This is a genomic window from Halorhodospira neutriphila (assembly GCF_016584055.1).
GTDB classification, from domain to species: Bacteria; Pseudomonadota; Gammaproteobacteria; order Nitrococcales; family Halorhodospiraceae; genus Halorhodospira; species Halorhodospira neutriphila.
The window spans coordinates 1-11,684 of sequence record NZ_NRSH01000072.1 but is presented as its reverse complement, the minus strand read 5'-3'; the positions used below and the strand labels follow the sequence as shown (position 1 = coordinate 11,684).

Annotated in this window: 11 protein-coding genes; 4 read left to right on the top strand and 7 right to left on the bottom strand. The window is 70.8% G+C overall.

All coding sequences use genetic code 11. The annotated features are described in order from the left end of the window. Window positions 1-16: 16 nt before the first annotated feature. Genes CKO13_RS07525 through CKO13_RS07510 form a run of 4 tightly spaced genes read right to left on the bottom strand, consistent with a single transcriptional unit; the run spans window position 17 to window position 3,695 of the window. Entirely contained in the window at window positions 17-1,093 is a 1,077-nt protein-coding gene (locus tag CKO13_RS07525) for an ABC transporter permease (protein ID WP_200258948.1), read from the bottom strand. Next, the gene (locus tag CKO13_RS07520) at window positions 1,084-1,782 is read right to left on the bottom strand and encodes an ABC transporter ATP-binding protein (RefSeq protein WP_200258944.1); all 699 of its coding nucleotides are present in this window, start codon (window positions 1,780-1,782) and stop codon (window positions 1,084-1,086) included. Before CKO13_RS07520 ends, CKO13_RS07525 begins: the two co-directional genes overlap by 10 nt. A 25-nt stretch (window positions 1,783-1,807) precedes the next feature. Then, on the bottom strand, window positions 1,808-2,344 hold the full coding sequence (locus CKO13_RS07515) for a response regulator transcription factor (protein ID WP_200258941.1): 537 nt from the start codon (window positions 2,342-2,344) through the stop codon (window positions 1,808-1,810). 37 nt (window positions 2,345-2,381) lie between these two features. Further along, window positions 2,382-3,695 carry an ATP-binding protein gene (locus CKO13_RS07510; protein ID WP_200258938.1) on the bottom strand — a complete coding sequence of 438 codons (1,314 nt, stop codon included), beginning with the start codon at window positions 3,693-3,695 and terminating at the stop codon, window positions 2,382-2,384. 142 nt (window positions 3,696-3,837) lie between these two features. Between CKO13_RS07510 and CKO13_RS07505 the strand changes: the two genes are divergently transcribed. From CKO13_RS07505 to CKO13_RS07490, 4 genes are read left to right on the top strand one after another with little or no spacing between them, the layout of a single operon-like run. Beyond that, window positions 3,838-6,435 carry an efflux RND transporter permease subunit gene (locus tag CKO13_RS07505; RefSeq protein WP_200258935.1) on the top strand — a complete coding sequence of 866 codons (2,598 nt, stop codon included), beginning with the start codon at window positions 3,838-3,840 and terminating at the stop codon, window positions 6,433-6,435. A gap of 14 nt (window positions 6,436-6,449) precedes the next feature. Beyond that, window positions 6,450-7,283 (top strand): outer membrane lipoprotein-sorting protein, encoded by an 834-nt coding sequence (locus tag CKO13_RS07500; protein ID WP_200258927.1) that lies wholly within the window; start codon window positions 6,450-6,452, stop codon window positions 7,281-7,283. Between the two features lie 10 nt (window positions 7,284-7,293). Next, window positions 7,294-8,646, top strand: coding sequence for a DUF1302 domain-containing protein (locus tag CKO13_RS07495; protein ID WP_200258924.1), 1,353 nt, complete (start codon window positions 7,294-7,296; stop codon window positions 8,644-8,646). Window positions 8,647-8,691: 45 nt separating this feature from the next. Further along, complete coding sequence (locus tag CKO13_RS07490) at window positions 8,692-8,895, top strand: YgaP family membrane protein (protein WP_200258952.1); 204 nt, start codon at window positions 8,692-8,694, stop codon at window positions 8,893-8,895. A gap of 76 nt (window positions 8,896-8,971) precedes the next feature. Here CKO13_RS07490 and CKO13_RS07485 read toward each other — a convergent pair whose 3' ends face one another. From CKO13_RS07485 to rpoS, 3 genes are all read right to left on the bottom strand, one after another. Further along, window positions 8,972-9,307 carry an ArsR/SmtB family transcription factor gene (locus CKO13_RS07485; protein ID WP_200258921.1) on the bottom strand — a complete coding sequence of 112 codons (336 nt, stop codon included), beginning with the start codon at window positions 9,305-9,307 and terminating at the stop codon, window positions 8,972-8,974. Between the two features lie 40 nt (window positions 9,308-9,347). Beyond that, window positions 9,348-10,217 (bottom strand): response regulator, encoded by an 870-nt coding sequence (locus tag CKO13_RS07480; protein ID WP_200258918.1) that lies wholly within the window; start codon window positions 10,215-10,217, stop codon window positions 9,348-9,350. Window positions 10,218-10,375: 158 nt separating this feature from the next. Continuing rightward, window positions 10,376-11,335 carry an RNA polymerase sigma factor RpoS gene (gene rpoS / locus CKO13_RS07475; protein WP_338034601.1) on the bottom strand — a complete coding sequence of 320 codons (960 nt, stop codon included), beginning with the start codon at window positions 11,333-11,335 and terminating at the stop codon, window positions 10,376-10,378. Window positions 11,336-11,684 lie beyond the last annotated feature (349 nt).

The following is an 11,684-nucleotide window of genomic DNA, read 5'->3' as shown; positions in this document are numbered from 1 at the left end:
GGACCATCACCGACCTCTACTTCGTCCTCAGCGCCCCCGGGGCCAGGGCCACCTCGGTGACGCTGAGGACGAAGTAGAGGTCGGTGATGGTCCGCGTGACGAGCCCGAGCAGCAGCTCGGCCAGGGCGTAGCCCAGGGGGATGCCGGCGGCGGTGCCCAGGGCGCCGAGCAGGAGCCCCTCGGCGACGATGCCGCGGAAGAGCCGTCCGCGGGAGACGCCCACGGCCCGCAGCCGGCCGAGCAGCGGCCGGCGCTGGACCACGGAGAAGGCGATGGCGTTGTAGATCAGCAGCGCGCCGACGAGCAACGCCAGGAGGCTGAAGGCCGTGAGGTTGAGCCGGAAGGCGGCGGTCATCTCGTCCAGGGCCGCGGCGCTGCCCCGGGCGCTGGCCAGGACCGCCCCGGCGGGGAGGCGGCGCTCGATCCGCGCCCGCCAGGCCCGGCGCTCGGCCTCGCCCGCGGGGGCGACCAGGTCGATCCGGTCGATCCGGCCGCGGTGATCGAGCAGGCGCTGCGCCGTGGCCACGTCGACGACCACGGTATCGTCGAGCCCCGCCGCCGTCAGGGGGTCCCGGGGCGTCACCACGGCGGCCACGGTGAGCGCCTCGCGGCGCCCGGCGATCTCCACGGGCAGCCCGTCGCCGGCCTCGAGGCCGAGCCGCCGGGCGTCCTCGGTAAAGAGCACCGCCCGGTCGCCGGCGCCGAGCCACGCCGCCGGGTCCACCTCCAGGGCGGCCCGGGCCACGCTGTCGCGGACCCCCGCCTCGGCCCAGGGGTCGACGCCGAGCAGGCGCAGCGGCCGCCCCTGCGGCCCGGTGACGAAGCCCGTCACCACCGGCGCCGCAGGCCGGACGCCGGCGCGGCGCAGCTCGGCGTAGAGCGCCTCGTCGAGGCCGGCGCTGCCGGCCTGGATGCGGTGGGTCGCCGCCCCGGAGAGCGCCTCGGCCGAGCGGGTGAAGGCCCGCTCGGCCGAGGTATTGGCCAGCTGCACGGCGACGAAGACCGCCACCCCCAGCGCCACCCCGAGCAGCGCCAGGGCCGACTGCCAGGGGTGGCGCCAGTGGTGGCGCAGCCCCGCGCGGGTCAGGAGCAAGCCGCGCTGACCTCCCGCAGGGCGCCGCTGCGCAGCTCCACGATCCGGTCCGCGCGGGCGGCGACCTCGCTGCTGTGGGTGGCGAGCAGCGCGGCCATGGCCCGCTCGCGGCGCAGCTCGTCGAAGAGCTCGAGCACCCCCCGGGCCGTCTCCCCGTCGAGGCTGCCGGTGGGCTCATCGGCGAGCAGCAGCTGCGGGCCGTGGACCAGGGCGCGGGCGACGGCGACCCGCTGGCGCTCCCCGCCGGAGAGGTGCTCGGGCCAGCTGCCGGCGCGCTGCGCCAGCCCCACGCGCTCGAGCAGCTCGGCGGCGTAGCGCCGGCCAGCGGTGTCGAGGCGGCGGTTGAGCTCGAGCGGCAGGAGGAGGTTCTCGAGGACCGTCAGCGTCGGCACCAGGTTGAGCTGCTGGAAGATAAAGCCCAGCCGCCGGCGGCGGAAGTGCGTGCGCCCGGTCTCGCCGAGGCCGCTGAGCTCCTCCCCGGCGACGCGCAGCCGGCCGGCGTCCGGCGGCTCCATGGCGCCGATGAGGTTGAGCAGCGTCGACTTGCCGGAGCCGCTCGGGCCGACGACGGCCACGGCCTCGCCCGGCGCGATCCGCAGGTCGACGCCGTCGAGGACCGTGCGCTCGGCGTCGCCCTCGCGGTAGCGCTTGGCGACACCGGCGAGCTCGATGAGCGGAGGGGTGGTCAACGCGGGGTCACCTCGGCGGCCTTGTTCACTGCTTGACCGGCTTCTTGCTGAGCTTGCGCTGCAGCGTCCGCCGGTGGATCCCCAGGGCCCGGGCGGCGGCGGAGATATTGCCGTCGTGCTCGTTGAGCACCCGCTGGATCTGCTCCCACTCGAGCCGGCGCAGCGACATCGGCTTCTGCGGGGGCTTCTCCGGCTCCGCGGTGGGCTTGCCCTCGAGGGTGGCGAGCACCGTCTCGGCGTCGGTGGGCTTGGGCAGGTAGTTGTAGGCGCCGAGCTTGATGGCCTCGACGGCGGTGGGGATGCTGGCGTAGCCGGTCAGCACCAGGATGCGCGCCTCGGGCAGGGCCTCGTTGAGCGGCTCGACGAGGTTCAGCCCCGAGTGCTCGCCGAGCTTGAGGTCGAGGACCACGTAGTCCGGCTTGGCGCTGCGCGCCTTCTGCATCGCCGTCTCCGGATCCTCCGCCGAGTCCACCTCGCAGCCGCGGCGCGACAGGGAGCGCCCGAGCACCGAGGAGAAGGTCGTATCGTCGTCCACGATGAGGATCGATGGCCCATTGAGCATGGTCTACCTCCTTATGCCGTCTCCGCGCAGAGCGCCCTCAGGCGGCGTGGTTGTTCCCGGAGCGCAACCGCTTGAGGGAGATCTCCACCCGGGTCCGCGTGCCCCCGTCCGGGGCCCCCATGAGCGTCACCCGGCCGCCGTAGCGGTCCACGGTGGCGTTCGCCAGTACCAGGCCGATACCCATCCCCGACGGCTTGGTGGTGGTCTGGACCACCCGGCCGGCGTGGCGCACCCGCTCGGAGTCGAGCCCCGGTCCCTCGTCGTCGATGACCAGCACCAGCGCGCGGCCGTCGCTGCTGATGTGCACGTCCACGCCGCTGCAGCCGTTCTCCACGGAGGCCTCGGCGGCGTTGTTGAGCAGGTTGAGCAGGGCGTGCATGAGCGTCGGCTCCTGCGTCAGCTCGATGTCCGTGAACGGCTCCTCGAAGGTCACGCTGGGCTCGATCTTCGGGTGCATGAGCCGCCACGTGTCGATGATCCGCGCCAGGTGCCGGCGCAGCGAGACCGTCCGCGCGTTCTCGGCGCCGCTGCCGGCGGCGCCGGCCTCCTTGAGATCCTCGAGCGTCTCCTTGCAGACCGCAAGCTGGGAGCGCAGCAGCTCCAGGTCCTCCTGCAGCTCCTCGTCGTCGCTGCGCTCGCTGCGCAGCTCCTCGACCACCATCGACATCGTCGACAGCGGCGTGCCGAGCTGGTGGGCGGCGCCGGCGGCCACGGTCCCGAGGGCGACGATCTGCTCGTTGCGCAGGGTGTTCTCCCGGGCCCGGGAGAGGCGCAGGTCGTGGCGGCGCAGCACCGAGGCCATGAAGCGCACGAAGACGGTGATCATCCACACCGCGACGACGAAGTTGACCCACATGCCGACCAGGTGGAGGTCGAAGTCGCCGCCGATGACCGGGTGCGGCGACTCCATGGGCAGGAACAGGGCCAGCAGCAGGCCGTAGAGCACGATGCAGAGGATGGCGACGACCAGCGACCAGCGCGCCGGCATGGCCACCGTCGCCAGGGTCACGGGGACGAGGTAGAGCGAGACGAAGGGGTTCGACGGCCCCCCGGCGAGCCCGAGCAGGACGGTCAGCTCGCCGACGTCGACGAGCAGGTTGAACAGCACCTCGGACTGGGTGATCTGCTCGGCGGCGTTGCGCAGGCGCAGGAAGGCGAAGGCGTTCCAGGCGGCGAGCCCGGCGACGGCGAGCAGCATCGGCCCGAGCGGCAGCGTCAGGCCCAGCCCGTAGTGGACGACGAGGATGGTCACCAGCTGCCCGACGACGGCGGAGACGCGCATCCAGGCGATGATCCGCACCGCCTGGGCCGGCTCGAAATGCAGCACTCCATCCGCCGTCGCGCCGGACATGTCGCAGCCTTTCTGTTTGTAGGGTGTTGTCAGTCTAACAGCTCAGCCCGGGCAGGCAGCCCCCCGGCAATTGATGCAAATCTTGTGATACGTGTAGGCTCTTATATATTGAGAGTCCACAATATCTGGAGAAGGAGGCCCGATGGGAGGGCGTCTCGCGCAGTGGTGCATCGATCGGCGGCGCTGGGTCTTCGCCGCCATCCTGCTCATGGTGGCCGTGCTCGGCGCCATGATCCCGCAGATCCGCATCGACACCGACCCGGAGAACATGCTGCCGGACGACCAGCCGGCCCGTGTCCTCCACGAGAATATCGAAAAGCAGTTCACCCTCCACGACCGGATCGTCGTCGGCCAGGTCAACGCGGAGGATCCGCAGGGGGTGTTCAACCCCGAGTCGCTGGCCGACCACTACCGGCTGACCCGGGCCATCGAGGAGATCGACGGCGTCATCGAGCGCGACCTGCTCTCCATGGCCGCCGTCGACAACGTCGAGCAGGCCGCGCCGGGCACCATCGACTACGACTGGCTCATCCCCGGGCCGCCCGAGACGCAGCAGGCGGCCGACCGGATCCGCGCCGCCGTCGAGCGGCTGCCGATGTACAGCGGCACCCTCGCCTCCGAGGACGGCACCGCCGCGGGGATCCTCGTCCCCCTCGAGAGCAAGGACGTCAGCCACCGCGTCGCCAACGAGATCCGCGCCGCGGCGCAGCGCATCGGCGTCGAGGACGAGCTCTACATCACCGGCCAGCCCGTGGCGCAGGATACCTTCGGCGTGCAGATGTTCCAGCAGATGGGCATCTCGGCGCCGCTGGCGGGGCTGGTCATCTTCCTGGTGATGCTCTACTTCTTCCGCAGCGTCCCGCTGGTCCTCGCCCCCATGCTGCTGGCGATGGCCACGGTGATCTCGACGATGGGGCTGCTCATCGGCACCGGCTTCACGGTGCACATCATGAGCTCGATGATCCCCATCTTCCTCATGCCCATCGCCGTGGTCGCCTCGGTCCACGTGCTCTCGAGCTTCGCCGACCGCTACCGGCCCGGCGGTGACGCCAGGGCCGTCATGGCCGGCGTCATGGAGCAGCTCTACAAGCCGGTCCTGTTCACGGCCCTGACCACCGCCGTCGGCTTCGCCTCGCTGATGTTCACGCCGATCCCGCCGGTCCAGGTCTTCGGCGGCTTCATCTCCTTCGGCGTGCTCATCGCCCTGATCCTGACGCTGACCTTCATCCCGGCCTACGCCGGCAGCCTGCCGCGCAAGACCCTCGACAAGATGGCCCAGCGCGTGCGCCAGGACCAGGACGCCGAGCACAGCTCGCGGCTGTGCGCGGCCCTCGAGGCCGGCGGGCAGTGGGCCGGGCGGCGGCGCAACTGGATCGTCGGCACCCTGGTGGCGCTCAGCGTCGTCGCGGTCTACGGCATCAACCAGATCCAGATCAACGACAACCCCACCCGCTGGTTCAAGGCCGGCCACCCCATCCGGGTCGCCGACCAGGTGCTCAACGAGCGCTTCGCCGGCACCTACGAGGCGTACCTGCGGCTGCGCCAGACCGGCATCGGGGAGATGGGCGAGCAGCTGCGCGAGCGCGCCGGGGCGATCACCGCCGAGGCGCAGGAGGCCGGCTACGCCGAGCTCGGCGAGCGGTGGCAGCGGCTGTGGCGGGAGCACGTCGACGGCGACAGGCCCCTGGGCACCCGGCTGGAGTCGCTGGCGGTGGCGATCAGCGACCGGCTGTTCACCCTCAGCGATCCGGACCGGGCCGCCTACTGGGAGCGGCTGCTCGACGCCGTGGAGCAGACGCGCACCGAGACCCGCGCCTTCCAGGACCCGGAGAAGCTGGCGTGGATCGCCGGGCTGGAGCGCCACCTGGTCGAGAACGGCCATATCGGCAAGGCCACCTCCCTCGCCGACCTGGTCAAGACGATCAACCGCGAGCTCATCAGCGGCGACGCCGCGGACTACCGCCTGCCGGATACGCCCGGGGGCGTCGCCCAGGCGCTGCTCAGCTTCCAGAGCTCCCACCGGCCCCACGACCTGTGGCGCTTCGTGACGCCGGACTACACCGCCGCCAACGTCTGGATGCAGCTGCCGAGCGGCGACAACCAGGACATGCAGCGCGTCGTCGAGGCCGTCGACGCCTACGTCGCCGAGAACCCGCCGCCGGAGGGGGTCGAGCTCGACTGGGCGGGGGCCACCTACATCAACCTCGTCTGGCAGGGTGAGATGGTCGAGGGGATGCTCCTTGCCCTCCTCTCGGCCTTCGTCGTGGTCCTGGTCATGATGATCGGGCTGTTCCGCTCGCTGGCGCTGGGGCTGCTCGCCATGGCCCCGCTGACGGTGACCATCGCCTTCATCTACGGCGTCATGGGGCTGGTCGGCAAGAACTACGACATGCCGGTGGCGGTGCTCTCGTCGCTGTCCATCGGGCTGTCCGTGGACTTCGCCATCCACTTCATCCAGCGCACCCGCTCCGCCCTGGCGGAGACCGGGGAGTGGCGCAGCGCCCTGGTGCAGGTCCTGCGCGAGCCGGCCTGCGCCATCACCCGCAACGCCCTGGTCATCGCCGTCGGCTTCCTGCCCCTGCTCGCCGCCCCGCTGGTGCCGTACATCACCGTCGGCACCTTCCTGGCGAGCATCATGGCGCTCTCGGCGGTGATCACCCTGCTGGCGCTGCCGGCGATCATCGCCTACCGGCCCGGGCTCTTCTTCGCCGAGGTGAGGCGGGGGGCCGGCCAATCGTGACAGGAGGTAGCACCATGAGCCGCATCTCAGCACTTCTCCGCAGCCACCGCGCGCCCCGGATCGCCGGGGCCGCCGGCCTGGCGCTCGGCCTGCTCGGCGCCTCGCTGCCGGCGGCGGCGCAGCAGCCGGACGTCACGGAGATCGTCGAGCGGGCCAACGAGGCGGCGTACTACGCCGGCGACGACGGCCGCGCCCAGGCCCGCATGCGCATCGTCGACGCCCAGGGCCGGACCCAGACCCGGCAGTTCACCATCCTGCGCCGCGACCGCAGCGACGGCGGCGACCAGGACTTCCTCGTCGCCTTCAGCCGCCCCTCGGAGTACCGCGGCGTGATCTTCCTGGTGGAGAAGCACCCCGGCGGCGACGACGACCGCTGGCTCTACCTGCCGGACCAGGACCTCAAGCGGCGGATCGCCCCCGGCGACAAGCGCACCAGCTTCGTCGGCTCCCACGTCTTCTACGAGGACGTCTCCGGGCGCCACCTCCAGGACGACCGCCACGAGCTGGTGCGCACCACCGAGGAGCACTACGTGGTGCGCTCGGTGCCCAAGGCGGGGGCCGATGCCGAGTTCGCCTCGTACACCACCTGGATCGACCGCGAGACCTACCTGCCGATGACCACCGAGTACAAGGACGAGTCGGGCGAGGTCTACCGGCGCATGGAGAGCTCGAACATCCAGACCGTCGACGGCCACCCCACGCCCCTGCGCATGCGCGTCGAGGACGAGTCGATGGGCGGCTACACCGAGGTCCAGTTCCGGGGCCAGGAGTACGACCTCGGCATCCCCGCCGACGTCTTCTCCGATCGCAGCCTGCGCAATCCGCCCCGCCAGTGGCTGAGCCGCTAACGGAGGCGCCATGGACAAGGCAGCGATCCAGCGAACCGGCCCGCGCCGGGGGGGCGTGGTCGGCGCCCTGGCCGGGCTCGCCGCCCTGGCGGCGGGCCCGGCGCTCGCCGCCGAGGGCAACGGCGGCGGCGAGGGGTGGTCCGACGGCGGCTGGGGGGAGGACCCCTGGGCCCAGGAGCAAGGGGGGCTGCCCTTCGACGTCAACGGCTTCGTCGAGCTCGCCGGCGGGGCCCACACCCGCAGCAACCCCGTCCTCGACAAGGACTACAACCTCGCCGAGACCCGGCTGCAGCTCGAGCTCAGCGGCCGCTGGCAGCGCTTCGACTACCGGCTCAAGGCCGACGGCGTCGCCGACGCGGTCGAGGAGGAGCTCCGCGGCGAGGTGCGCGAGGCGCGGGTGAGCTTCCCGCTCGGCGACAGCCTCGACATGCGCGTCGGCCGGCAGGTGCTGACCTGGGGCACGGGGGACCTGCTCTTCATCAACGACCTCTTCCCCAAGGACTGGCAGTCGTTCCTCACCGGCCGCGACGGCGAGTACCTCAAGGCCCCCTCCGACGCCGTGCGCGGGACGTGGTACGGCGACGCGGTGACCCTCGACCTGGTCTGGACGCCGGTCTTCGAGCCGGACGTCTACCCCGACGGCGACCGGCTGAGCTACTTCAACACCCAGAGCGGGCAGCAGACGGCCGCCTCGCTGCCCGCCGAGGACCCCGACGAGCTCCCCGAGGACGGCGAGCTCGCCGCCCGGCTCTCCACCCGGATCGGCAGCGCGGAGATCGCCGGCTACGCCTACCGCGGCTTCTTCCCGCAGCCGACCAAGATGCGGGGCGGTGGCGAGCTCACCCACGCCCGGCTCAACGCCTACGGGGCGAGCGTGCGCGACCGCCTCGGCCCGGGCATCGCCAACGCCGAGGTGGGCTACTACGACTCCGTCGACGACCGCGGCGGCGACGACCCCCGCACCCCCAACTCCGAGGCCCGGCTGCTGCTCGGCTACACCTGGGAGCTCGTCGCCAACCTCGACGTCGGCTTCCAGTACTACGTGGAGTGGCTCCAGGACTACGAGGCGCTCAAGGAGAGCTACAGGGGTGCCCCCCCCTATCGCCCGGAGGAGTACCGGGATATCATCACCAATCGGCTGACCTACTCCGTCTGGCGGAATAACCTGGTGTGGTCGCTCTTTACCTACTACTCGCCGGCCGACGAGGACTACTACTTCCGCCCGAGCGTGCGCTACCGGGTCTCGGACCAGCTCAGCTACACCCTCGGCGGCAACCTCTTCGGCGGCGACGCGGCGCACACCTTCTACGCCCAGTTCGAGCGCGACTCGAACATCTACGGCCGGATTCGTTACCGTTTCTAGCTGTTGATCACCACTCTCAAGGGAGGAGCCAACATGCTCGAGAACATGACCGTCAACGCCGGGCTGCGCATGATCGCCGGGATCGTCGTGATCCTCTCGGTGCTGCTCGCCATCGCCTTTACCAATGCCTGGCTGCTGCTGACCCTCCTCGTCGGGCTGAACCTGCTGCAGTCGGCCTTCACCGGCTGGTGCCCGGCCATGCCGGTGCTGCGCAAGTTCGGCTTCCGCGAGGAGAAGCCCGTCTCCTAAACGCGGCAGCCGAGCGGCACCCCCTCCGGTGGCGATCCCTCGCCTCGGAGGGGCTGCCGGTACGTGCCCGCCCCCGCTACTCGCCGCGCGCGCAGAAGAGCTCGTAGAGGCGCTCGAGCAGCGACTCGGTCTCGGCGCTCGCGAGCCGGTAGTAGATGGTGCGCGACTCGCGCCGCGTGGCCACCACCCCCTCCTCGCGCAGTCGCGCGAGCTGCTGCGAGAGCGCCGGCTGGCGCATCTGCAGGAGCCCCTCGAGCTCGCCGACCGAGCGCTCGCGATGAACCAAGTGGCAGAGGATCATCAGCCGGCGCTCATTGGCCATGGTCTTGAGGAAGGCCGCCGCCTGGTGGGCCTTGTCGTCCATCTCCGCCGGATCCGGCTTGGTCCGCTGTAGCGTCGTCTCCTCTTCCATCCCGGCTCCTACCGTACGCCCGCTCTGGGGCGGCGCATGCTCACTCATCGATGGTCTGAAAGAAGTGGCCCAGGTGCGACTGCTTCTCCGGATCGTCGTCCACGAAGCGCAGCGTGACCCGGACGAACTCCGCCTCCCGGCGCTTCTCGGCGGCCTGCAGGGCGTGGACGTAGGCGTTCATGCGGGAGGTCTGCTGGTCGTCCTCGGTGGTGAAGTCGAAGGTCGCCGGCTCGAAGAGCGCCGGCAGCTGCTCGGGGCGCTTGATGATCCCGACGGCCTGCTGGAAGTCGATCTCCTTGACGAGGCAGCCGATGGTGCCGGCCGAGTAGCGGACCTGGGCGATGACCTTGCGCCTGGGCACGGCCCGCGTCTTGGGCTGCTCCGAGGCGGCCTCGCCGCGCGTCTGGATGCTCTCGGCGATGCCGAGGTCCCCGGAGAGCCCCCCGGCGAGGACCGAGGCCGAGTCGTTGGCCGAGGGCTGCGAATCGGCGGCGCCGAGGCGCTTGAGCGCCTTGGCCGAGATGCCCCGCGAGCGGGCCAGGGCCTTGGTCACGACCTCGATGAGCTTCTCGTTGGTGAAGGGCTTGACCAGGTAGTTGCTCGCCCCCTTCTCCACCGCCTGGACGACGTGCTCCCGGTCGCCGCGGCTGGTGACCATGATGAAGGGCAGCTCGGCGAGGTGCTCCTCCTGGCGCAGCCACTCGAGCACCTCGAGGCCGCTGACCTCCGGCATCTCCCAGTCGCAGAGGACGAGGTCGAAGCCGCCGCCGCTGAGCTTGTTCATCGCCTGGCGGCCGTTGGCGACCTCGTGGAGGACGAAGCCGGGGTAGGTGCCCCGGATCCCCTTCTTGAGCAGGTCGCGGGTGAAGCTCGCGTCGTCGGCCACCAGGATATGAAGCTTGTCGGTCATGGCACCTCGCCCCTGTTGATGCCAAGCCAGCTTACCAGATCGTGGCGCTCGCATCCGCAGCCCCACCGGGATACAAGCGGGCCCGGGCCTGCCCCCAGGCCCGGGCCCGCGGCCCCGGCGTGCCCACGCCCGAGGCCCCACCGCCCGGCGGCGCCCCCTCAGCCGAAGACGGCCTCCTGGGAGAAGCCGGCCTCCTCCATGAGCTCGCGGAGGTGGCGCAGGGCGTCGAGCTGGATCTGGCGGACCCGCTCGCGGGTCACCCCCACCCGCTCCCCCACCTGCTCGAGGGTCTGGCGCTCGTAGCCGTTGAGCCCGAAGCGGCGCTCGAGCACCTCCCGCTGCTTCTCCGAGAGCTCGCCGAGCCAGCCCTCGAGGTTCTGGAAGACCTCACGGTCCTCCAGGGCGTCCCCGGGCGAGACCTCGCTCTCATCGGGCAGGGCGTCGAGCAGGACCCGGTCCGAGTCGTTGCCGATGGGCAGGTTCACGGAGGTCGTCCCCTCGTTGAGCCCCCGCATCCGGCGGATGTCCTCGGGGGTCTTGCCCATGGCCTCGGCGATCTCGTGGACCGTCGGCTCGTGGTCGAGGGTCTGGGTGAGGCGGCGCTGGGTCCGCAGGTACTGGTTGATCTCCTTGATGACGTGGATCGGCAGGCGGATCGTGCGGGTCTGGTTCATGATCCCGCGCTCGATGGTCTGCCGGATCCACCAGGTCGCGTAGGTGGAGAAGCGGAAGCCGCGCTCGGCGTCGAACTTCTCGACGGCGCGGATCAGGCCGAGGTTGCCCTCCTCGATCAGGTCCAGGAAGGCCATGCCGCGGTTCGTGTAGCGGCGGGCGATCTTGACCACGAGCCGGAGGTTGCTCTCGATCATCCGCGCCCGCGCCTCCTGGTCCCCCTGCTGGACCCGGCGGGCCAGCTCCTTCTCCTCGGCCGCCGTCAGCAGCGACGAGTAGCCGATCTCGTTGAGGTAGATCTGCGTCGCGTCCAGGGCGGTACGGCACTCCCCTCGCCGCGCCGAGCCGGCGCGGGGGCCCGCCTCGCCCTCCGGCTCCGCCTCCAGCTCCGGGGACTGCTCCCCGTCGGAGGCGGCGACCGCCGGGAGGCCTCCCTCCTCTTGCACTCCTTCCAGCTCTTCCTCGGGCCATACCGCGACACGGTTCTCACTCGTAACAGCCATTGCCACCCTCCAGAAGATTCCAGCTCATCCTCGATGGAATCTGGTACGTATTTCTTGTACAGTTCTTTTACTAGCTGTTATAGTTATAAATTGACTTCGCTCAAATGGCACCCTATTCCGAGGAGCTGCCCTGAGGCAAGCCCTCCCTGTCCATTTCCCTGGACGGCGAGCGATCAATCGCGCGGTGGCAAGTAGGACTCCGGATCGATCGCCTTGCCGTCGATCCGGATCTCGAAGTGCAGGCTCGCCCGCTCCGCCCCCGCCGCACGCCCCATCGCGGCGATCTGGTCCC

What these genes read in the sequence shown, in the direction of transcription:
- CKO13_RS07485 (WP_200258921.1), bottom strand. Translation starts at nt 9,307, where the DNA reads ATGGAAGAGGAGACGACGCTACAGCGGACCAAGCCGGATCCGGCGGAG.
- CKO13_RS07500 (WP_200258927.1), top strand. Translation starts at nt 6,450, where the DNA reads ATGAGCCGCATCTCAGCACTTCTCCGCAGCCACCGCGCGCCCCGGATC.
- CKO13_RS07490 (WP_200258952.1), top strand. Translation starts at nt 8,692, where the DNA reads ATGACCGTCAACGCCGGGCTGCGCATGATCGCCGGGATCGTCGTGATC.
- CKO13_RS07515 (WP_200258941.1), bottom strand. Translation starts at nt 2,344, where the DNA reads ATGCTCAATGGGCCATCGATCCTCATCGTGGACGACGATACGACCTTC.
- CKO13_RS07480 (WP_200258918.1), bottom strand. Translation starts at nt 10,217, where the DNA reads ATGACCGACAAGCTTCATATCCTGGTGGCCGACGACGCGAGCTTCACC.
- CKO13_RS07505 (WP_200258935.1), top strand. Translation starts at nt 3,838, where the DNA reads ATGGGAGGGCGTCTCGCGCAGTGGTGCATCGATCGGCGGCGCTGGGTC.
- CKO13_RS07510 (WP_200258938.1), bottom strand. Translation starts at nt 3,695, where the DNA reads ATGTCCGGCGCGACGGCGGATGGAGTGCTGCATTTCGAGCCGGCCCAG.
- CKO13_RS07495 (WP_200258924.1), top strand. Translation starts at nt 7,294, where the DNA reads ATGGACAAGGCAGCGATCCAGCGAACCGGCCCGCGCCGGGGGGGCGTG.